The sequence below is a fragment of the Runella sp. R5_40 genome, assembly GCF_057652295.1.
Map to the genome: position 1 here is coordinate 1 of NZ_JBYFCH010000018.1, position 21,397 is coordinate 21,397.

Genomic DNA, 21,397 nt, shown 5'->3' on the forward strand with positions numbered 1-21,397 from the left:
TTCCAAAACAGACAGGTTTGATTAAAACACAAACCTAAAAAAATACAACGCTCTCCACAAATTTTGAACTTGATCCGAAAAAACTGTCAGTAGAAGTGAAAACAAAAGAAAAGAAAAAAGCCTAAAACGTTACACTTCAACGCTTTAGGCTTCTTATTCTTGTACTTTATGTACCGAGGACGGGAATCGAACCCGTACGAGCGTTTCGGCTCACAGGATTTTCGTACCTACTACGGCTTTCGCCGCTCTTGTTTTTGCTTTACTAAAACAAGATTTGTGGTCTGGACTTTCTCTTAATCATACCCCGAACTTAATTCGGAACTTAGATTTCGCCTGTTAAGTCTCTACACCTTTCCTGATTTCTCAGGACTTGGCTCGGGATTATCATACATTACAGTGAAGACTTCCCCGATTTTAAGCGATTCTACATCAAACGTTTCCGTTTGTGCACTCAAATTTTTGATATTCTTTGCACGATAATTATCTGTTAATGCGTGACAATTGGGACATAACAAAATTAAATTTTGTAAATGATTATTTAACCGATTGCCGTCAATGTGGTGCAATTCAAGAGGAATTGCCTTGTCAAGCCATCGATCTAAACCACAATTTTCACATTTGTGTAATCTATACCCTTCTCTTAAAATTCTTTTTTTCAGTTTGTGTGATTGATACGTCAAATGTTTTCCGTTGAAAATATCTTCCAAAGGAATTTGTTTCTTCGAAGAACGTTTTGTAAGTTTTTTACCAGATTGGTTTGGCTTAAAACACCCAAGCCTTTTTGCATGAAAACAAAGAGTCTTGTAATTCATTTTAAGTGCAACAGCTGCTTTAGCCATGCTTTCTGATTCAATACACACTTTTAAGAATAAATTCTCAAAAGCGGAATCAAACTGATAACGAGCCATATTTTAAGTTTTTGGCCATAAATTCAGAAATAATCGACAAGAAATCAATGAACTAAGTCCTGCGTGTCTACCAGTTCCACCACCTCGGCAGGGGTATCCCTTTTTGACAAAAAAGCACCGTTTTCGGCGGTGCTTTGAGCGAAAGACGGGGTTCGAACCCGCGACCTCGACCTTGGCAAGGTCGCGCTCTACCAGCTGAGCTACTTTCGCGTTTTGGTTAAACTTGTTTCGGCGAGCCGTTCAAGTGTTATTTGGTGGTGCAAAAGTAGCGCGTTTCACTATATGACGCAAGTGTTTGACGAAAAAAAATTGCAACTTTTTTGAAAGTTTTTTACAAATCACTAAAAATCAACAATATACAAAAGCATTTTTTTAAGAAAATACTACTAGGGATTTGTTGTACACCGTAACGGATTTCGATTTCTAAAACCAACCACCCGTTTGGGCAAGCGATACGCTACCGTTAGCCCCCAGAACTGGTACCTGTCTGTTTTTTCAGGATTCGCCGCATGGCTTATGCCATCCAAATAATCTGAAAAAGTCAAACGAAAACCTGCCTCAAGCGTCAAGGTCCACTGAATGTGCGGGCGGTACTTTACCCCCATTCCGAAAGGAACAACTAGGTGGTAGGGGCTGTATGCTGTGTTTTGATCAATTTCAGCCCCTCTTACAAATTCAGGCTTGGAAACAATCATGTTTTCTAAATCAGGGGCTGGTCGCGTGTATGCCCCACCTATCCCGACAAACAGAAAAGGGGAAAATGTTGATTGAAAAAAGCGAGGTAAACGGGGTTGCACCAAAGGCAAAATGTGAAGTTCGGTCTGCACAGTAATTTCCGAAACAGGTGATTGGGTTGAGAAATTTCGAAATGCGCGGTCTTCGTAATGGCTATCTCGCCCCGACAGGTACCCAAAAAGCAAAGAAGCACGCACCGCTAAGAAATCCGACGCATTGTAACGAACCAAGCCACCTAGACCCACTTTGGGTTCTTTAGAAAACCAATCAGATTTATTTAAGTCGCCCAAATAACCTGAACCGCCCACAAATCCCCCAAATTCTATGCGCTCTTGGCTCATTGATTTTGTAACCAATAGCAAGCTCAGGCAACAAGTTAAAGCAGGCAAACGCATTCTTCTGAGTTTTTTACAAGAAAACGCAAAAAGTCGAACAGCTTGTTGGCTGTCCGACTTTTTAACGATGCAGTTATTGTAAGTTATTACTGACGAAACGCTTTTACCTCGACACGGCGGTTTTGCTGACGGCCTTCTTCCGAAGCGTTGCTCGCTGCTGGCAAACTTTCACCAAAACCACGGAAAATAATCCGAGTCGCATCCACCCCCTTCGTACGTAAGTACTCAAAACAAGCTTGGGCTCGTTTTTCAGACAATTGTTGGTTGTGTACTTGCGCCCCTTTGCTATCAGCATGGCCCGACAACTGCAATTTATACGTTGGATTTTTCGCCATTGTGTTGGCTACTTCATCAAGAACCATTTGGTATTGAGACTGAATAACGGCACTGTTTGACTCAAACAACACAGGCTCAACTTTGAAATCAACCACTATTTTGGTAGGGTCAAGTGTACCTTTTTGTTTTTTGGCCAATTCGGCTTCAAGTTTCGCTTTCTTCTCTTCCGCTTTGATGATTGCTTTCAACGTCTTGGCGTCTGGACAACCTTCAAACTCTGCTTTCCCTGCAATGTCAGGACAACGGTCTTTGGCATCTTCTACCCCATCTCCGTCAGTATCAGGACAACCTCCAAAGGCTGCTACACCCGCTACTGTTGGACAAGCGTCATCTTTGTCGGCAATGCCATCACCGTCGGTATCAGGACAACCCTTCAATTCGGCTTTTCCTGCTACGTCAGGACACGCATCGTCTTTATCCGCGATTCCATCGCCATCCGCGTCAGGACAGCCTTTCAATTCCGCTTTTCCTGCAACCGTCGGGCATTCGTCTTCTTTGTCCTCAATGCCATCTTTGTCAGTGTCAGGACAGCCTTTAAATTTGGCTAAACCTGCTACGTCAGGACAGGCATCATCTTTATCGGCAATACCATCTTTATCACGGTCGGGGCAACCTTGTAACGCGACCAAACCTGCAACCTCAGGGCAGGCATCGTCTTTGTCACGAATGCCATCGCCGTCGGTATCAGGACAACCCTTGTAAGCCGCCAAACCGAAAGTATCTGGGCAATCGTCGTCTTTATCAGCAATACCGTCATTATCACGGTCAGGACAGCCATTCATTTTGACCGAACCAGGCTGCGTAGGACAGGCATCTTTTTCATCAGGAATACCATCGCGGTCAGTATCTTTTTTGTCAAAACGATACGCAATAGACACCGTTGAAAGTTTGTAACGATCATCACGATTTGGATTTGCTCCTTTGCTGATACCGTCTAAATAATCAGAAAATGCCAAACGGAAACCCGCCTCAGCACCCAATACCCAATGCTCTGCAAGGTCATAACGTACACCTATTCCAAAAGGAACGACAAAGTTTGATTTGGAATAATTGGCCGCTTGATCAGCTATTGCCCCTTGTCTATAAATATCGGGTGTCGTGGCAGTACCCGTAAAATTAGGTTTGGGATTGGTAAAACCTACCCCTGCCCCTGTAAACAAGTAAGGTGACAATCGGCGTTTGAAACGCACTTGGAAAGCGGTGGAATCGTATTTGAAACGTTGACGCCCCAAGAAATCATATTCCACAATGGCTGAAAAGTCGGTAAGAGGCGAACGCGTTGAAAAACCGCGCACTTTACGGTCTTCAAAATTAGCATCATTGCCCGACAATGTACCAAACGTTAAGGCACCACGAAGTGCCCAACTCCGATTAAAGTGGTAACGACCAAAAACCCCTCCGCTCCCTTTAGGTTCTTGCGAAAAAAAATCTGATTTGTTCAAATCACCTAGGTAGCCCGACAGGCCAAGCCCTGCTCCTACTTCCCAACGCTGATGAACTTGTTGGGAATGAGCTTGGTGAATACCGACTAGCAACAAAACAGCGTATAGATTGCGTAACATTAGCTTCATACTCATTGTAATTTTTACGTCTAAACCATTTTACGCTTAAAGCTAACAGAACAAGCCTGAATTACCAAAACTTATCCATTTACTTGATTACGAAGCCAATCAATCAGTAATCGAACGCCATAGGCCGTCCCCGATTTCATACTTCCAAATTCTGAATCAGCAAAGGCCGTACCTGCAATATCCAAATGCGCCCACGCGGGGTGATTGTTGGTAAAAACTTCTAAAAATTTGGCCGCTACGATGGCTCCCGCTATGGGCTTTCCGTGGTAGTTTTTCACATCGGCTACATCCGACTTTAGCTCGTCTTTGTAATCATCCCAAATGGGCAAACGCCATACTTTTTCGCCCGTTGTCATTCCACTTTTGTACAAGCTTTCGGCAAGGGCATCATTACTCGTAAACAAACCTGCGGCGGCATAGCCAAGCGTAGCTACGCAGCTACCCGTGAGCGTTGCCAAGTCGATGATGGCAGCTAGCTCAAAATGGCGATGCGCGTACGTCAGGCCATCGGCCAAAATCAATCGGCCTTCGGCGTCGGTATCAATTACTTCAATGGTTTTGCCCGAATAGCTTCCAATCACATCACCAGGTTTAATGGCAAGCCCGTCCATTGAGTTTTCGGTCGAAGGGATAATCCCTATTATATGAACAGGAAGTTGCAGTTTCGCAGCCAACTCCATCGTACCTAGCACGGCAGCAGCCCCGCCCATGTCCGACTTCATGTAGTGCATATTGGTGGAAGGCTTCAGCGAAACACCACCCGTATCAAAAGTCACTCCTTTGCCTACAAGTCCAATGGTTTGGGAAGCAGCAGGATGTTTGTATTCCATGACGATAAAACGGGGTGGGTTTTTGCTGCCAGCACTCACCGACAACAAAGCGTGCAAGCCCATTTCCGCACATTGTTTTTCATCAAACACTTGTACCGAATATCCGTGGGTTTTCCCCGACGAAACCGCCCAATCGGCCAGCACTTGGGGGTACTTATGGCTTGAAGGAGCATTCATCAGATCCATCACCCGAATTTGGGTTTGCGCCGTCGCTACACCATTTTGGACTGCTTGAGCAGCCAAATCCACCTCTTTTTCCTCCACCAGTAGCCACAGTTGTGAGTTACGTTCAAAAAACGTAGGTTCTGTCGCCTTATCTGTTTTGTATAAACCTAAATCGTAATCACCCAACCAAAGTCCGTTGACTACCGCCTCGATTTCGCTCGCGGTCAAGCCTTGGGCGTGCAAAGCAACTGCATCGGGTAATTTCTTTTTTTGGTTAAAAAAGAAAGACCTCAACGCTTTGATATAATCGGCTGGTTTTGGTGATTTTCCCAACCCAAGGAGATACTTTTTTGAGTTGTCGCCATACACCAACTGTGTTTGTTTAAAATCAGCTTTAAAATCCTGAATCAGAAAATCGGCCTGTGGAAACTGCGCCAACTGGTCAGCTAAAGAATCATTTTGGCAAAAAAGATATACCTCGGCCTGGACTGGACTCGGCAATTGATGAACTACGTCTATATTCATTGAAAAAATACCTGTTAAAAATTTAACAAAAAGCCACTATCTTTAAATAGTACTCGCTGATTAATGACTGAATTCGACACTTTAGCTGTAACGGTCATTTCGCCACGGGTAAGCAGTGTTGGAGTAACCTCGTCCTTCCCAAAATCCAAGTTTATTTTTTGGTAAAAACTCCAATCGTTTTATCCATTTCGATCCTTTCCAAGCATACAATTGGGGCGTTATCATTCGGGCTGGGCCGCCGTGTTCTTTGGGTAGTGGCTCGCCATAGACCGAATGCGCCAGCAGTACATCGGGTTTGAGGGCTTCTTCCAGCGATACGTTGGTGGTATAAGTATCGTATCCGTAACACATCAAGTGGGTAGCGGTTTCTTTGGGTTGAACCAGCGCAGCGATGTCCAGCAAACGAACACCCGTCCAAGACATATCTAGCTTAGACCACGTTGTTACGCAGTGAAAATCAGAGGTATCTTCCGTTTGAGGCAACGACATGAAATCTTCCCACGTCAAAATCATCGGATGCTCAACTTCTCCGTCGATGTACAAACGCCAGCGGTCGAGGGTCACGTTGGGCTGATACCCCAAATCTAACACTGGCCACTTTGCGGTTACCGTCTGTCCAACAGGCACTTGAGGCATTCCATGGCGGTTTGTCTCACCGTGCCCTTGGGGGCGTTCATCTGCCATTGAGGGCGTATTCTGCATTTTTTCTTCAAAACGCGCTTTGAGTTTCATCCGCGCTTCGATGATTCTATCCAATTTATTATTTTCTTCCATGATTCATTTTTTAGAAATAACCAGCCACTGATGCCCTGGTTATCATCCGTTTATTTGTAAAAACACGCCAGCAAAAGAAAAGTTCTGAGACGACTACGTAGCCGAAGAAAGGTAAGAAGAATTTAATCCCCCAAAATCCCAGTGGAGGGCAGTATTGTAAAGCAGTTGCCCTTTTTCAATTTGAAGGGGGCTGTCGATGTTGTTGTGGTAAAGTTGGCCAGTACCCAGTCCTTGGGGCAATGTATTGTCAAATTCGGCCGTAAATTGAGCAATCGCATTTAGGCCTACATTCGACTCCAGCGCCGAAGTTATCCACCAACCAATTTCCAAACGCTGTGCTGTTTCAATCCACTCACGCGTCGCTTCAAAACCGCCCAATAAAGTAGGTTTAAGAATGATGTACTGCGGCTTGATACTTTTGAGCAATCGGCGTTTGGCGGCATAATCAAAATTTCCGATTAGTTCTTCGTCCAACGCAATAGGAACGGGGGTTGTTTCACACAGTTCCGCCATCAGCTCTTGCTGCCGAGGGCGAATGGGTTGTTCAATGGAATGAAGGTCAAACTCTGCCAATTTTTGAAGCCGATCTCGTACGTTGGACGCATCAAATGCGCCGTTGGCATCGACCCGTAAGGTAATTTCGTTGGAAGAAAAATGTGTTCTAATATGGGTTAGAATAGCGCACTCTTGGTCAAAATCAATGGCTCCAATTTTAAGCTTGATGGTATCAAACCCTGCTGCAATTTTTTCTTCAACTTGCTTGAGCATCGCCTCCTGTGAGCCCATCCAAACCAGCCCATTGATTGGGATAGACCGCTGCCCTTCCACAAAAGGATTGGGAAACAAAATACGCTTGCCACCGTTGAGGTAATCAAGCATAGCTGATTCAAACCCAAAACGGATAGATGGCCACTGACTGCCTACGAGCTGCTCAAGAATAATGGGTATATTCCAAGAATATATTTCAAGGTCGAGCTTATTGAAGTTTTGGCATATTTCCTGTAATTTATCCTCAAAGTCAGGGCGGTCATCACTGCTTAAACCAGGCAACGGGCCACACTCTCCTACCCCTACAATTGACGGTGCTGCATCATCATATATCTTCACAAACCACGAAGTTTTTTCGGTCAGAACGCCTCGCGAAGTTCCCGCTTCAAACTTAAACTGTAGCTTATGTGGTTGATAGTGAACTTGTAATGGCATTTTAAAACAACTGTTTGGGGTAAGCAAGCGCACAATTTAGATAAAAATACCTTACTTTGCCAAAGTCAGTTTAAGAAAATGTTAAGAATCTTACCAAGCGGTTTGCGGTGGCTAACGTGGCCTTTTAGTTTGCTGTATCAATTTATCACCTCGGTTCGTAATGCGATATTCGACGCAGGATTTCGTTCTATATACCAATCAACAATCTATACCATCAGTATTGGAAATCTTACCATAGGTGGAACTGGCAAAACGCCCCACATTGAATACCTGCTCCGATTACTCGCTAACAGATATACGCTCGCTACGCTGAGCCGTGGTTATGGTCGTAAAAGTAAAGGATTTTTACAGGCTAAAATTTCCTCATCCGCTGCCGAAATTGGCGATGAACCGCTTCAACTCTTTAAAAAATTTGGCGCCAACGTGCCCGTATTTGTCGCCGAAAAAAGAGCAGAAGGACTCAAAAAAATAGAACAATTATTGCCTTGTCCTCAACTTGTGCTGCTCGACGATGCCTACCAGCACCGCGCCGTCAAACCCCATCTTTCACTTTTATTGACCGACTATGGTCGCCTCTTTTACCAAGACTATGTACTTCCTCTTGGGTTGTTACGAGAAAGTAGGCAAGGTGCCAAACGCGCCCAAGGCGTGATTGTGACAAAATGCCCTCCTACACTTACGCCGCACGACCGTGAACAAATTGAGAAAAAAATCCAACAATACACCCTAGCCAATACGCCCATATTTTTCTCGTATTTAGACTATGGAACCCCAGTACCCTATTTTGAAGCCCAACCGTCTTTCTCCACAGACACACCGTTATGGCTTGTTTCGGGCATAGCCCAACCCAAACTATTTGAAGAAGCAGCTCGAAATAAGTTTAAAGTTGCGGGACATAGCGCCGTAGGCGACCACCATGATTTTACGAAAGAAGAAGTGAAGAAATGGGTCAAAGTTAGTGATAATCACCCCATTTTGACCACTGAAAAAGATTGGGTAAAACTGAAACCACTTTTAGAAGAACTAGACTTGGCACACAGTCGCTTTTATTATTGGCCCATTCAAGTGGCGTTTTTTGATGAACGATTTGACAGTTTTTTACTCAGCGAAGTAGCGAAACAACGCCCCGTTTGGTAAATATTCGCCCCACTTTATCCTTTACATTAATCACATACGTGTAAAGTCCAACGGGCAACGGCTGGCCATTAGCCGTTCCGTTCCAAAAATGTTGGTTGGCTGTGCTCTGAAACAGCGGAGAGCCCCAGCGGTCGTACACCACCACTTGCACTTCGGCTGTAGGGTCCGCTTTGATTTCAAAAAGATCGTTGATACCATCCCCATTGGGCGAAAAAGCGTCTGGAATGAATACATTGGCCAAAGAAACACACAACACAGGCGGCGCATCCACGCACACTTTGTTGGACAGTATCGTGCCACTGCGCGTGTCGATTTGTAAGCGATAACAGCTCTGTTTGTTACAATCTCCTGAATTATCTTCTCGGTACAACTCCGTAATGGATGGATTCCACCAGATAGCTCCATTGCGAACCAGCGTCATTTTTGACACTTCCGTAGGTCGTCGGTAAGGGGAAACACTCACAATGTTTGCTTCTAGCGTAGGCGCCACTTTCAGGAAATTGACACACAACACGTTTGATTCCAAGGACGCAATGCAACTCGCACGGGGCTTTACTCTGTAGCAGAAAATTTTGGTCGTATCCACCAGTACTTTGGCCTTTTCCCCATCGGCCCGAAAAACCGTCCCTGTTGTTACAAACGTACCAGCACCTTCTTGTCGAAACAATTCTAGCTCGATTGCATTGGGATTTGAGACCCTTATTTCCGCCGTGGTAGCATCCAAAATTTCGAGGGTATCGAGTTTTGCCAATTTCGCCCCAATTTCTAGCACAACCACTTTGCTACTTTTTCCACCACACAAGCTTCGGAGGCTACGTCCTTGTACTGTTATTTGTTTGGAAGCGACATCGGGGTATTGGTAGTCAATCGTTAGATTAAGCCGATTGATAATAGCGATATTTCCATCTCCCCACTCAATCACGTATTCGTCATAAGGCGCAGCAGCTTGATTAGTAATGGTCAAGGTGACTTTGCCATTCTCACAAGGCACCACCTTAAAATCGGGCGGAGTTACGTCTTGTATCGTAATCTGCCGACATGCTCGAAGCGCTTGTCCTTGTGCACTTTCGGAAAGCTGCATGATGGTATAGACACCCGCTTTGGTATAGGTAAAGTTTTTTGTGGTATCTTGTTTGTAAGAAGATGCATTCGGATTTCCCCCTTTGTAGTCGTAGATATAACGGCTTTTGATGGAGCCAGCTTGGGTATTTTGCACCTTAACATTAAAGGGAGCGCAGCCTATTTCACTCGAAATAGAAAAGTCACCACTTCCTACTCCGAGCACATTATCGCATTGATTATCCGGTAATTGTTGGGCAAAAATAGCCGTACTGCCAAGCCCCATATACCACCCAACCAAACACAAAATGCCCCATTTGGAAGGTATAAGCAAGCGAAGAAGAGAATGAGTTTTACGGTAGTTATTTCCCAAAATTTGCATTTTTTTGAGTCTATTCCGTAAAAATAACACAATAGCGGGACAAAAATTGTGCCCGCTATTGAAAAATACAAAAGTATGTACGAATAATCTAAGAGTCGTAACTCAAGCCGTATTGCTTCAATACATCCGCAGGAACTCCCTCCCAAGCGTTCGGGCGGTTACCTACATAGCCTAAGTAATTGAATCCAATTTGCGTCGTAAAATAACCCGTAGCCGTTAGGTTACGCATCAAATTAAAGAAAGATACGCCCTGACTCATTTCTGGCTTGGCCTGTTCAGGATATGCAATTTGGTCTAGCATTTTGGTTTGTTCACTTTTGGTACATGTCACAAACTTCTTTCCAAATTGCTTCAAACATTGGGTATCTAACCAGCTCAACCCACCTCGCATTGGCGTTTGGTGTTGAGGCATATCTTTGACAATGAATTCGATAAAATCGGGCACTTTGGCTTCCAATGCACCACCGTGCTGCCCGTCGGCAGGAATGATGTAATTAGCCAATACGCCAATGGTCTGTTTTTCGTGTGCAGTAAAAAACGTCTCAGCCGCAGTTTTTGCATCACGCGCACGTTCTGCCGCACTTTTACCATTTTTAAAATCAGACAATGACAGGGGCGCTACGGGCTTTTTGGGAACATCAGCCTTTGCTTCTGTACCTACAACCGTCGCCGTAATTGTCCCAAGGGAAATCGCTTTTAACGTGTCTCTGCGTTTCATAGGTTTGCTTTTTTACGTTGGTCAATGATGTATTCAGAAGCCCGCATCGACAATGCAAGAATTGTCCAAGTTGGGTTTTTATCCGCTTGCGATACAAACGTACCTGCGTCCACAACGAATACGTTGCGCGAGTCATGCAACTGACTATAACGGTTCGTCACTGACTTCGATGGGTCATCGCCCATACGGGTTGTTCCTACTTCGTGAATGATACGACCAGGCGCTGCCAAACCATAATTCGATTCTGGGCCTGGTTTCGGACCTGTTGGAATACCTCCCATCGCAGTGATGATTTCCTCGAAGGTATCTTGCATGTGTTTGGCTTGCTTGATTTCGTGCTCCGACCACTTGTAGTTGAATCGAAGTACTGGAATACCGTACTTGTCCACCATGTTCGGGTCGATTTCGCAGTAGTTATCCTCACGTGCAATCGCCTCTCCGCGTCCTGCCATACCGAAATTGGCACCGTAGAAGTGGCGGTAGTCTTCTTTCAATGACAAACCATAACCACCCGCAGGTTTTTTGTTGCCGTCTTTGCCTGGGTATTTTCCGTTGGTGTTTTCCATACCAAAGCCAAAACCATAGCCTGGCATTCCCATACCGCCACCGTACTCGATGTGGTACCCACGCGGGAAGTCTAATTTTTTATCGTTCAACCACCAAGGCGTATAAACGTGCATACCTCCTACGCCATCTTCGTTATAACGCTTTCTATCCACCAAATGAGGCAAGAACGCACTGCGCCCTGCTCCAGTTGAATCGTGTAGGTATTTTCCGAGAATGCCACTTGAGTTACCCAAGCCTTTTGTGTGACGCGACGATTTTGAGTTCATCAACAAACGCGCTGATTCACAAGCACTAGCCGCTAGTACAACGATTTTGGCGCGTACGGTGTATTCTTGCAAATTCTGCTTGTCAACGTAAGATACTCCCGTTGCAATACCATCTTGGTTGGTGATTACTTCGCGCGCCATTGCGTTGGTAAATACCGTTACGTTGCCTGTTTTGACGGCAGGTTTTACCAAAACTGAAGACGACGAAAAGTCGGCATACGCTTGGCAACCACGGCTACACTGTGAACAGTAGAAACATTGACCACGCTCGTTGTTGATAGGTTTTGTCAAAATCGACAAGCGCGACGGAATCACGGGAATGTTTATTTTTTTACCCGCCTGTTTAAGGAACAACTCGTGCAAACGAGGTTTTGGCGGGGGCAAGAAAATACCATCTGGTTCATTGGGGAAATTTTCTACACTCCCAAAAACTCCCACAAGACGGTCCACTTTATCATAATAAGGCTTCACATCATCGTACCCGATTGGCCAGTTGTCGCCTAAGCCATCCACGTCTTTGCGTTTAAAGTCTAGTGGCCCAAAACGAAGCGAGATACGTCCCCAGTGGTTGGTACGTCCTCCAAGCATCCGCGAACGGAACCAGTCGAATTGTGTACCGCTTTTGCGCGTATATGGCTCACCTTCAAGCTCCCAACCTCCCCATGCCGCATCAAAATCACCAAATGGGCGATGAGTACTAGCCCCACGGCGCGGCGATTCCCACGGGTTTTTAAGCTGGGTAATGTATTTGGGATCCGCAGGATCATACCAAGGTCCCGCTTCTAGCAAAGCCACTTTCGCTCCCGATTCCGCCAATACCTTGGCAGCCATACCACCACCCGCGCCTGAACCCACGATACAGACGTCATAAACAGTGGGTTGTTCTTTGATTTGAAAACTCATACTGATAGAAACGATTGGGTTTTTAAAATTTTTGTCAAATATGAAAAAGCATCAGCACTTATCCAAATACTGTAAATAATCAAAGGAAGACTAACATTATTTCAATGTTTTTCTGAGCGATTGAAAATTTTACCCGCTGATAACCGCAGATTTAAAGTCGCAGATTTACACAAATTATTGCCAATAACTAGGTTAAACGCATTAAAATAGCAAGCTCGTATTTATTGCTCCAGAGGAGCTACATCTTAGTAGCAAAAATGAATCAGGTTTGAAATCAAGCCCCATCGGGGTGACCTCTTTCACCGAGCATTGGTCACCCCGATGGGGCTGGTAGAGGGGGTTGCTCCTTCCTCTTTTTCTACTAAGATTTAGCCTCTCTGAGGCTATTGTTTTAGTGCGTTTAACCTAGCTAATAATTCAAAAGCATTCGTTCCAAATCTTTTTCAGTAAATTTGTGCGCCTATTTTTCAACTATGACATTCTATCAACGACATTCTACCTCTTCTAGTAGTTATAGCCCTTTTTTGCTTCTTGTCATTCTTGTAATGGCGCTTGGCTTACGGCTTTATCACCTCGATGCCCACGGTATTTTTTATGATGAAAAATCGACGATGGTGGTGAGTCAAGGGATTGTGCTCGACGGTGCCAATCAAAAAGATGTTTTTGACAAAGGGAAATTGGTCTTTACCAACGAAGAGTTTTGGCACGAAAAGAAAATTCCCGACTACTACGAAGCCATGACGCGCAGCGATATTGGCAATAGTCCGTTTTATTATTTTCTGCTCCATCATTGGATGAAGGTTTTCGGGCTTTCGGATTTCTCCGCCCGAATGATGTCCGTGCTGTTTAGCGTCCTGACAGTCTGGTTATTGTTTATTTTCACCCGCCGCTTTTTTCAATCAGAACGTTTGGCTTTTACTGCTGCTGCATTGGCGGCCATTGAGCCTTTTTTTGTGGCTTATAGCCAGCAAGCGCGCAATTATTCCCTCACGTTTTTTCTTACGTTATTGGCTTCCTACTTATTTCTCCGTGCCTTGGAAGCCGACAACACCAACAAGCCTTCCTTGAAATGGTATGCTGGTTACGCAATCACGGCCTTTCTTGGATTGTATTCTCATTTTCTAGTGGCGTCGGTATTGCTTGCTCATGGTTTGTACGTGCTTTGCTGCGTTCGTAAACTCAAGAGCTGGATTGCATTCAGTTTTTCAGGGGCCTTCGCCGTGGCCACTTTAGCCTGGTGGCTCGTTTATGGTGGTGGTCAGAACACCCTTTTTAGCCTCAATCACCAGACCAAAGTGTATTTAGAATGTGCGCTCAACCGACCGTATAATAATCCATACGGCATTATTCTTCCTGCTACTTTGGGCAATGTAGTCCAGAAAAGTATCCCCATGTTTACCGATTTATGGGTGTTTACCAATGGATTGACGGAGCATTTGGCAGGCAAAAAAAACATGATATTAGCAACGCTTATTGGTGTATTGCTAATGGTTACGTATCATTTTTCGCAGAAAAAACACCCGTTTGCCCACTGGTTGGTCATTGCCTCGGTTGCCATTCTTGGCGCAAGTGCAGCTTTATACAAAGACTATACGTTGGGTTTCTGGGCGCTATCAATGGCTTTGTTTATGACCTATTTAGCTGTTCAAACGTTGATTTCGCGAACAAAAAATTTCGCCAAAAGCTACCTTTGGTTTTTGGTCATTATTGGCATTATCCCTACCGCATTTTTGATTTTTAATGCCGTTAGAAGCGGTCATACCTATGGCCTGATGCAGCGCTATTCGGGTTTCTCCTTCCCTTACGTCACTATTTTAGCAAGTATTGTTTTGTGGCAACTGTGGGAATCAAAAACGACGATTAAGTGGGTTGTCTCTGCCATTTTGGGGATTCAATTGTATTTTGTGATACAGACACTTCAAACGATTTACGCCGACCGTTCAATAAAATATAACTACCGAAACACCCCTCGCGAACCAAACCCTCATTATGCGGCGGCACAACAAGCAAAAGTGCTCTATCAGAAGGGAGATACGGTATTTTTGCCCGCTCCTATGGCGCATTTTGATAACCCAATGGACCGCACTTATTTGCCTTATTCGGTGGTCGATGCTCAATATTTTAACCTGTATCTACCAAAAGACCGTATCTTTGTGCAAAAGTTGGATACCGTCAACGTGAATAAGATACGATTGAAGAAAGCTGACGGGCAGCTAATTGAACTCATTGACTTGAAAGGAAAACGCTACTAATGGTCGAAACACAAGCTCTCGCAACAGATTATTTAAAACTCAGCGGCGAACTTCGTTTGAAGGTGTTGGGTCTATACAAAAAAGCCAATGCGGGCCATATCGGGTGCTCGTTGAGTTGTATTGACTTGCTCATTGGGTCGTTGGTTCATCACAAGCGTCCGCAAGATTCCTTTATTTTGTCCAAAGGCCACGCAGCTGCGGCTTTGTACGTGACCCTGAATCATTTGGGTGAAATTTCGGACGAAATCTTAGATACGTTTTATCAAGACGGCACTACCCTTCCCGCCCACCCTGCCCCTAATAAACACGCAGGCATTCCGTTTGCAACGGGTTCACTGGGCCACGGACTTCCGATTGCGACAGGCATTGCCCAAGCTAATAAACTATCAGAAAATGATGGTATTTCATTCGTTTTGATGTCGGACGGAGAAACCAACGAAGGAACCACTTGGGAAGCAGCGCATTATGCCATCCAGAAAGGGTTAGATAACTTGATTGTGTTGATTGACCGCAATGGTCTTCAGGGATTTGGTTATACCAACGAAATTTTGGGCGATTCGGCCGATGCCGTCAAATGGCGCGCGATTGGTTTTGACGTGGTCGAAGTCAACGGACATAATCCTGCCGAACTAATCGAACAAATCGCAGAGCTTAAAACCCGCAAAAATGGGATACCAAAAGTAATTATTGCGCATACCATTAAAGGTAAAGGGGTTTCGTACATGGAAAACCGCATGGAATGGCACTACTTGCCGATGAGTGACGATTTGTACGCTACGGCCGTCTCAGACGTACAACAAACCTATTTATTGTCATGACTGAACGTGAGCGCTTAGATCAATTAGAACTTTTGATTGCCGAATTTGCCATCAAGCAAGACGAACATACGGCGATTTTGGAAGAACATTCGGCCAAACTTGAACGACTGTCTTTACAAATAAAACGCCTCGAAGAAGCCGTTAAACTATGCCTGAGAGGAATCCAGCAAAATAGCGATGATATTCAGTTCCTACTCCGCAAACAGAGCGAGTTTGAAGCCCAGTTAGCCGAACTTAAAGCCCGTTTTGAAACCCTAGAAAAACGCTTTGACAATTTGGAGAACAGACTCGAAAACGTAGAAAACAGACTCGAAAACGTAGAGAACAGGCTCGAAAACGTAGAGAACAGACTGGGGAAAGTAGAACAACGGCTCGAAAACGTGGAGACCAAGCTAGATACGATTATTACGATTCTTCAAAATCGCAATTAGAGATTATTGTTAACATGACGACCCAAGAACAAAATACGGCAATCATCAATTACTTAATGCCCTATAAACCGACTAAAATTGGGGTATTTGGTTCTGTGGCTCGTGGTGAAAACACAAATAATAGCGATTTAGACTTACTAATAAACCTAGGAATACCTATTGACTTGTTTCAATTCATGGAAATTTGGGATGACTTAGAAGTTCTTTTAAACACAAAAGTGGATTTAGTAACTGAAAATGCTTTAAAATCGTCGAACCAACGCGTTCAAAAAAATATAAACCAAGATATTGTATTCATTTATGAAAAGTGATTTACTCTATCTTGAACACATTCAAGGCTGTCTTCTAACAATCATTGAATATACAGAAGAGGTGAGTCTTGAGCAGTTTATGCAACAACGCATGATACAAGATGCGTGCATTAGGCAGTTTGAAGTAATGGGAGAAGCTACCAAGCGCGTTTCTATGGAATTAAGGGAAAAATACCCTTCAATTAAATGGAAACAAATGGCTGGCTTTAGGGATAGATTAATCCACGATTATCTAAATGTTGATTTAGATTTGGTATGGAACGCTTCCAAATACACTTCAATTTCGCTTTTGATTGAAATTGAGGAAGTATTGAGAGTTGAATTAAACAATGAGCAGACAAACTAATACCGTTTTGGTGTACAAAGACAAAATACAACAGCTCAAAGGCCCCATTTTTGTATTTGGGGCGAGTGGTTTCATCGGAGCCAACTTGTTCAAAGACATTTATAGCGTGCGTCAGGATGTGTATGCACTCACCCACGATGCCACCAAAGCTTGGCGCTTAAAGCTTTTGAATGTACCGTTTGAAAACATCGTTCACTGCGATATTTTATCTGACCATTCGGTAGAAGAGATTTTTGACAAATATAAGCCACGTACCATTTTCAACCTTGCCGCGTACGGGGCTTACAGTAAACAAAAAAACGTCAATCTCATTTATGAGACCAACGTCATCGGAACGGTAAATATTCTCGAAAAATGTACCGATGAAACCGTCTATATTCACGCAGGGAGTAGTTCTGAGTATGGTTTCAACTGCTCGGCACCCAAAGAAAGTGACCCCGTAAAACCCAATAGCCACTATGCCGTTTCGAAAGTATCGGCGGCGTACCTGATTGAGTTTTATGCAAAAGTTCACCAACGAAAAGCGCTCAATTTACGCCTCTATTCCATTTATGGTGCTTGGGAAGAGCCTGACCGCTTGATTCCTCGACTGATTGAGGAAGCTCGTAAAGACAAATACCCTCCGCTCGTTTCGCCCGATATTAGCCGCGATTTTGTTTATGTGGACGATTGCGTTGAGGCTTTTATTGACGCTGCGTTGCAAGTCAACTCGTCGATTTCAGGAAATTCGTACAACATCGGAACGGGTCGAAAAACGACCATGCGCGAATTGGTCGATACCACACGCACGGCTTTTCAACTGACCGACGCTCCCGTTTGGGGAAGTATGCCTAACCGTGGTTGGGACTTGGCCGAATGGTACGGCGACCCTACCGCCGCCGAGCGCGATTTGGGCTGGAAGGCACACACACCACTCAGCGAAGGCTTGACCAAATACCGCGACTGGCAAGTGGAAAGTGAGTACGAAGAAAATGTACTTCCTGCTTTCCAAAACCCCAAGCTAAACCCCGTCATTACGGCCATTATTGCTTGTTACAAAGATGCCCAAGCGATTCCGTTTATGTACGATCGCTTGGTGAAGACGTTCAATCAAATGAAGGTTCGTTACGAAATCATCTTTATCAACGATGCTTCACCCGATAACCAAGAAGAAGTCATCAATGCCATTTGCCAACGCGACCCTAACGTGATTGGGATAACTCACTCGCGAAATTTTGGCTCACAGTCTGCCTTTTTGAGTGGAATGGAAATTTCAACGGGCGACGCGGTGGTGCTGATGGACGGAGATTTACAAGACCCACCTGAGATTATCCCTCAGTTTTATGACAAATGGAGCACAGGCTTCGATGTCGTTTATGGCGTGCGCGTACAGCGGGAAATGAAGCCTCATATTCATTTTTTCTATAAAACGTTTTACAAAATATTCCAAAACCTAAGCTACGTTCCTATCCCGCGCGATGCGGGCGACTTCTCGATGATTGACCGCAAGGTTGTCAAAGAACTCGTCGCATTGCCTGAAACCGAACAGTTTTTACGCGGCTTACGGGCATGGGTTGGATTCAAGCAAACGGGCGTTGACTACGTTCGTCCTGAGCGAATGTTTGGGGTAAGTACCAACAACTGGCGGAAAAACATTTGGTGGGCTAAGAAAGCGATTTTCTCCTTTAGCTTTGCTCCACTCGAACTCATGAGTTACGCTGGTTTTATGCTCACTGGCTTGTCTATTCTTGGGATTTTCTATCAGATTTTAGCCAAATACTTCTTTGCTCCCGACACCCCGCAAGGGTTCACAACAGTCATTATTTTGATTGTACTTTTCGGAGGATTGACGCTCTTAGGAATTTCATTTTTAGGAGAATATATCAGCAAGATTTTTGAAGAAACGAAGAAGCGGCCTAAGTTTATTCGTACCAAAATTCAAAAAGGGTCTAAGACGTTCCGTACTTCTGAGGAGATAATGACACTTGTGAAACAGCGAAAGAAGTAAACGGAGCGTAGTACGTAACCCATTATTAGTCATTCAATATCGTGTTATGAAACCTCTTTACGTGTGGCTATCATTGATAGCTATTGTATCTTTTTTTGGCATTTTTTTAGGTTATTTTGCGGTGAATCTTCCTCAAGGAGATGACTTTGATTTGATTCTCCACTTCTTGGCGAACTACCTTACCAATGCCCATACACTCTACGACAAATGGAGTCTGCTAACGGCTCAGTTTGTTGAACACAGGTTGTTTTATACGCGCTTTGTCGTGTTGGGACAGTATTTACTCACGGGTAGCGTTTCTTTTTATCTCATTATCCTCATTGGAAATCTTTCTTTGGTAGGGATACTTTACATTGTTTACCGACAATTACGTCGGGCCAATCTACCCATCCATTTCCTGCTGCCTGCTGCCCTCATTGTGTTTCAACCGTCTTATTCGTTCGATGGTGTGTTATGGCCTGCGGCTACATTGGCCTACAATTCAGTGGCGTTTTTTGCCATTCTCACCATTCACTGGCTTTCTACCTCTAAGCCTGTTAATTTTTGGTTGGCCATTGGCAGTGCCCTTCTTTGTACTTATACCTTTGGCAACGGAATGCTCATTTGGGGGGTAGGACTCATGGTTCTTTGTCTGCAAAAAAGATGGAAAGACACCGCTTTTTGGGTAGGTGCTATTGCCCTCATAATCGGCTTATATTTTTCTAATTACGTCCATTACCAAAGCCGCAACAACCCACTTTCCCATCTGCTCGAACACCCTTTATACGTCATTATTAATTTTTTTGTATTCACAGGTTCGGCACTCAACTGGAGCGAACAATGGCCCAAAAACCTCGCTTCCGATGATTATTGGTCGATTATCACGGGGATTTTGATTACTTGCCTTTATTTATTTTTGCTTTACAAAGTACTTGTCAATTTTCTCCAAAAATCACCCGATACGGATAAAACACTTAGTCGTTATCGGATTTTCATTGTTGGTGTTTTAACTTTTATTATCCTTACTGGTTTATTATTAACCACCGCTCGGGTGCATCGTGACGACATTCTCATGCACATCAATCGTTATCGTGTTCATTCGGTTGTAGTGCTGGTCGTTTCGTACATGTATCTTATTCCGTGGCTGCAAGCTAAGCGACAAGGCTTCCTTGTAGTTACTTCTATGACACTTTTCTTTGCGGTTCTTTCTTATTTTTGTTTTTACAACATTTTTGATTTTTACAAACGTAACTTCACGGCAGGTCAGTTCAACTGGCAACAAAATAACGAATGGTTCATCTACCGAGATACTGCCTATTGGGAAGGTGCTTCAAAATTGGTATTAAATGAGGCGAAAAAAGTCAAGACTTATGAAGTACCTCCGTCAGCTTTCAAAGTCTTACCTGTCTCTGATTCAACCCAAAGCTTAGAAATCAAATTAGACCCACAAGCGAAAGAACTTCATCTCAAAGGCTTTGCTGATGACTTGTCATCCATCGGCCATCAAAACGATTATTATTTTGTATTTAAGAACCTATCTACCAACAAAATATATTTGGAAGCATCGCATTATGACCATCGAAGTTTTCGATTGGTGCTGATGGGGAATCCGTACTATTACGGGAATTTTAACACCTTTATTACCTACGCGCATTTTCCCAAAGGTAAATACCAAATAGGCTACGCCCGTATAAACGCTCAAAATGAGCTTTCTTATCACTGGCAAGCTTCATACTTTGAGCAATAAAGTAATGCAGTCCCCACGAATTCACTTCTGTGTATTTGGGTAACCTTCCGAATTTCGCTTATTTTGTGGTAAGTTTTCTGAGATTCCTGTGTTCTTACACGGGAAAAATAGCTATACATTATGCGTAAAGAATTTTCAGCCGCTATTGAAAAATTGGCCCTCGCCGATGAATCGGTCGTGTTTATTACAGGTGACTTGGGCTACAACGCCCTCGAAAACCTCCAAGAAAAACTAGGCAAACGCTTCATCAATGCGGGGGTAGCCGAACAAAACATGGTCGGAGTAGCGGCAGGAATGGCCTATCGCGGCTACAAAGTTTTTTGTTATAGCATCGCTCCTTTTGTCGTTTATCGTTGCTTAGAACAATTCCGCAACGATGCCTGTTTGCATAATTTACCCGTTTTTTTGGTAGGTAACGGCGGCGGCTACGGCTACGGAATCATGGGAAGTACTCACCATGCCATCGAAGATTTGGCTTGTTTGAGTAGTCTTCAGAATGTAAAAACGTGGATTCCTGCTTTTAGCGATGAAGTTGAATTTTCATTGACGACGATAGTAGAAGAAAAACGTCCCGCCTATTTACGGCTTGGCGTAGGTGGCCTTACGCCTGAAGGTTATGTGTTGTCAGGTTCCCTCAAAAAAATTCACCAAAGTACCCAACCGACTACGGCTATTGTCGCTTTAGGCCCGATTGTCTCCAATGTGCTGAAAGCACTCCCTCAAACTGAGTTAGCCGATGAGTGTAATATTTATACAGCGCTTACACTTCCGCTTGAGCTTTCTCCCTCTACCATCGAAGAACTACGCCAAGTCGATACCATTTTGGTGGTTGAAGAACACGTAAGCATTGGTGGGCTCGCCCAGCAACTGTCGGTAAAATTGCTTGAAGCTGGTGTACATCCTAAGAATTTCAAATCGCTCGCCGCCCAAGGATACCCCGACGGACTCTATGGCAGCCAAAGCTACCATCAGGCACAATCGGGTTTGGATTCTGCCAACATTGTTCGCACGCTTCACTCCTTTAGTCACTCATTAAGTCGCTAAACGGATTT

At 44.2% G+C, this 21,397-nt stretch carries 18 protein-coding genes and 1 tRNA gene; 9 read left to right on the top strand and 10 right to left on the bottom strand.

Translation table 11 applies throughout. The features are described from left to right. Positions 1-344: 344 nt before the first annotated feature. The 7 genes from AC23N5_RS23235 to AC23N5_RS23265 all read right to left on the bottom strand — a co-directional run bounded on the left by AC23N5_RS23235 (position 345) and on the right by AC23N5_RS23265 (position 7,442). A complete protein-coding gene (locus AC23N5_RS23235; protein ID WP_487757452.1) occupies positions 345-908 on the bottom strand; it encodes an HNH endonuclease signature motif containing protein in 564 nt (187 codons plus the stop codon). A 137-nt stretch (positions 909-1,045) separates the two neighbouring features. Next, positions 1,046-1,118, bottom strand: a tRNA-Gly gene (locus AC23N5_RS23240). 176 nt (positions 1,119-1,294) lie between these two features. Continuing rightward, positions 1,295-2,038, bottom strand: a complete 744-nt coding sequence (locus AC23N5_RS23245) for a DUF6089 family protein (RefSeq protein ID WP_487757453.1) — start codon at positions 2,036-2,038, stop codon at positions 1,295-1,297. A gap of 86 nt (positions 2,039-2,124) precedes the next feature. Further along, complete coding sequence (gene porG, locus AC23N5_RS23250; protein WP_487757454.1) at positions 2,125-3,945, bottom strand: type IX secretion system protein PorG; 1,821 nt, start codon at positions 3,943-3,945, stop codon at positions 2,125-2,127. A 71-nt stretch (positions 3,946-4,016) separates the two neighbouring features. Beyond that, on the bottom strand, positions 4,017-5,465 hold the full coding sequence (locus AC23N5_RS23255; RefSeq protein ID WP_487757455.1) for a leucyl aminopeptidase family protein: 1,449 nt from the start codon (positions 5,463-5,465) through the stop codon (positions 4,017-4,019). Positions 5,466-5,546: 81 nt separating this feature from the next. Further along, positions 5,547-6,239 (bottom strand): sulfite oxidase-like oxidoreductase, encoded by a 693-nt coding sequence (locus AC23N5_RS23260; RefSeq protein ID WP_183971202.1) that lies wholly within the window; start codon positions 6,237-6,239, stop codon positions 5,547-5,549. 93 nt (positions 6,240-6,332) lie between these two features. Then, positions 6,333-7,442 (bottom strand): o-succinylbenzoate synthase, encoded by a 1,110-nt coding sequence (locus tag AC23N5_RS23265; RefSeq protein ID WP_183971201.1) that lies wholly within the window; start codon positions 7,440-7,442, stop codon positions 6,333-6,335. A 78-nt stretch (positions 7,443-7,520) separates the two neighbouring features. Between AC23N5_RS23265 and lpxK the strand changes: the two genes are divergently transcribed. Continuing rightward, positions 7,521-8,579: a tetraacyldisaccharide 4'-kinase gene (gene lpxK, locus AC23N5_RS23270; protein ID WP_487757456.1), complete on the top strand. Its 1,059-nt coding sequence runs from the start codon at positions 7,521-7,523 to the stop codon at positions 8,577-8,579. On the opposite strand, the gene AC23N5_RS23275 is transcribed toward lpxK, so the two are convergent. From AC23N5_RS23275 to AC23N5_RS23285, 3 genes are all read right to left on the bottom strand, one after another. After that, positions 8,545-10,020 (bottom strand): T9SS type B sorting domain-containing protein, encoded by a 1,476-nt coding sequence (locus tag AC23N5_RS23275; protein WP_487757457.1) that lies wholly within the window; start codon positions 10,018-10,020, stop codon positions 8,545-8,547. The two genes, lpxK and AC23N5_RS23275, sit on opposite strands and share 35 nt — an antisense overlap. A gap of 88 nt (positions 10,021-10,108) precedes the next feature. Next, entirely contained in the window at positions 10,109-10,738 is a 630-nt protein-coding gene (locus tag AC23N5_RS23280) for a gluconate 2-dehydrogenase subunit 3 family protein (RefSeq protein WP_183971198.1), read from the bottom strand. Further along, positions 10,735-12,474 (bottom strand): GMC family oxidoreductase, encoded by a 1,740-nt coding sequence (locus AC23N5_RS23285; RefSeq protein WP_183971197.1) that lies wholly within the window; start codon positions 12,472-12,474, stop codon positions 10,735-10,737. Before AC23N5_RS23285 ends, AC23N5_RS23280 begins: the two co-directional genes overlap by 4 nt. Positions 12,475-12,947: 473 nt before the next feature. On the opposite strand from AC23N5_RS23285, the gene AC23N5_RS23290 reads away from it, so the two are divergent. From AC23N5_RS23290 to AC23N5_RS23325, 8 genes are all read left to right on the top strand, one after another. After that, positions 12,948-14,726, top strand: coding sequence for a glycosyltransferase family 39 protein (locus AC23N5_RS23290; RefSeq protein ID WP_487757458.1), 1,779 nt, complete (start codon positions 12,948-12,950; stop codon positions 14,724-14,726). Then, the gene (locus tag AC23N5_RS23295; protein ID WP_183971195.1) at positions 14,726-15,544 is read left to right on the top strand and encodes a transketolase; all 819 of its coding nucleotides are present in this window, start codon (positions 14,726-14,728) and stop codon (positions 15,542-15,544) included. Before AC23N5_RS23290 ends, AC23N5_RS23295 begins: the two co-directional genes overlap by 1 nt. Beyond that, complete coding sequence (locus AC23N5_RS23300) at positions 15,541-15,975, top strand: hypothetical protein (RefSeq protein ID WP_487757459.1); 435 nt, start codon at positions 15,541-15,543, stop codon at positions 15,973-15,975. Before AC23N5_RS23295 ends, AC23N5_RS23300 begins: the two co-directional genes overlap by 4 nt. Positions 15,976-15,989: 14 nt before the next feature. Next, the gene (locus tag AC23N5_RS23305; protein ID WP_183971193.1) at positions 15,990-16,286 is read left to right on the top strand and encodes a nucleotidyltransferase family protein; all 297 of its coding nucleotides are present in this window, start codon (positions 15,990-15,992) and stop codon (positions 16,284-16,286) included. Beyond that, positions 16,276-16,632, top strand: a complete 357-nt coding sequence (locus tag AC23N5_RS23310) for a HepT-like ribonuclease domain-containing protein (protein WP_122929030.1) — start codon at positions 16,276-16,278, stop codon at positions 16,630-16,632. The genes AC23N5_RS23305 and AC23N5_RS23310 overlap by 11 nt, the downstream gene beginning before the upstream one ends. Next, a complete protein-coding gene (locus AC23N5_RS23315) occupies positions 16,616-18,619 on the top strand; it encodes an NAD-dependent epimerase/dehydratase family protein (RefSeq protein ID WP_487757460.1) in 2,004 nt (667 codons plus the stop codon). Before AC23N5_RS23310 ends, AC23N5_RS23315 begins: the two co-directional genes overlap by 17 nt. A 46-nt stretch (positions 18,620-18,665) precedes the next feature. Further along, the gene (locus tag AC23N5_RS23320) at positions 18,666-20,345 is read left to right on the top strand and encodes a hypothetical protein (RefSeq protein ID WP_487757461.1); all 1,680 of its coding nucleotides are present in this window, start codon (positions 18,666-18,668) and stop codon (positions 20,343-20,345) included. Positions 20,346-20,465: 120 nt separating this feature from the next. Then, entirely contained in the window at positions 20,466-21,389 is a 924-nt protein-coding gene (locus AC23N5_RS23325) for a transketolase family protein (protein ID WP_487757462.1), read from the top strand. Positions 21,390-21,397 lie beyond the last annotated feature (8 nt).

Coding starts and splice junctions, on each gene's coding strand:
- AC23N5_RS23325 (WP_487757462.1), top strand. CDS start 20,466: ATGCGTAAAGAATTTTCAGCCGCTATTGAAAAATTGGCCCTCGCCGAT.
- AC23N5_RS23290 (WP_487757458.1), top strand. CDS start 12,948: ATGACATTCTATCAACGACATTCTACCTCTTCTAGTAGTTATAGCCCT.
- AC23N5_RS23300 (WP_487757459.1), top strand. CDS start 15,541: ATGACTGAACGTGAGCGCTTAGATCAATTAGAACTTTTGATTGCCGAA.
- lpxK (WP_487757456.1), top strand. CDS start 7,521: ATGTTAAGAATCTTACCAAGCGGTTTGCGGTGGCTAACGTGGCCTTTT.
- AC23N5_RS23315 (WP_487757460.1), top strand. CDS start 16,616: ATGAGCAGACAAACTAATACCGTTTTGGTGTACAAAGACAAAATACAA.
- AC23N5_RS23320 (WP_487757461.1), top strand. CDS start 18,666: ATGAAACCTCTTTACGTGTGGCTATCATTGATAGCTATTGTATCTTTT.
- AC23N5_RS23295 (WP_183971195.1), top strand. CDS start 14,726: ATGGTCGAAACACAAGCTCTCGCAACAGATTATTTAAAACTCAGCGGC.
- AC23N5_RS23285 (WP_183971197.1), bottom strand. CDS start 12,474: ATGAGTTTTCAAATCAAAGAACAACCCACTGTTTATGACGTCTGTATC.
- porG (WP_487757454.1), bottom strand. CDS start 3,945: ATGAAGCTAATGTTACGCAATCTATACGCTGTTTTGTTGCTAGTCGGT.
- AC23N5_RS23305 (WP_183971193.1), top strand. CDS start 15,990: ATGACGACCCAAGAACAAAATACGGCAATCATCAATTACTTAATGCCC.
- AC23N5_RS23260 (WP_183971202.1), bottom strand. CDS start 6,239: ATGGAAGAAAATAATAAATTGGATAGAATCATCGAAGCGCGGATGAAA.
- AC23N5_RS23265 (WP_183971201.1), bottom strand. CDS start 7,442: ATGCCATTACAAGTTCACTATCAACCACATAAGCTACAGTTTAAGTTT.
- AC23N5_RS23280 (WP_183971198.1), bottom strand. CDS start 10,738: ATGAAACGCAGAGACACGTTAAAAGCGATTTCCCTTGGGACAATTACG.
- AC23N5_RS23275 (WP_487757457.1), bottom strand. CDS start 10,020: ATGCAAATTTTGGGAAATAACTACCGTAAAACTCATTCTCTTCTTCGC.
- AC23N5_RS23255 (WP_487757455.1), bottom strand. CDS start 5,465: ATGAATATAGACGTAGTTCATCAATTGCCGAGTCCAGTCCAGGCCGAG.
- AC23N5_RS23310 (WP_122929030.1), top strand. CDS start 16,276: ATGAAAAGTGATTTACTCTATCTTGAACACATTCAAGGCTGTCTTCTA.
- AC23N5_RS23245 (WP_487757453.1), bottom strand. CDS start 2,038: ATGCGTTTGCCTGCTTTAACTTGTTGCCTGAGCTTGCTATTGGTTACA.
- AC23N5_RS23235 (WP_487757452.1), bottom strand. CDS start 908: ATGGCTCGTTATCAGTTTGATTCCGCTTTTGAGAATTTATTCTTAAAA.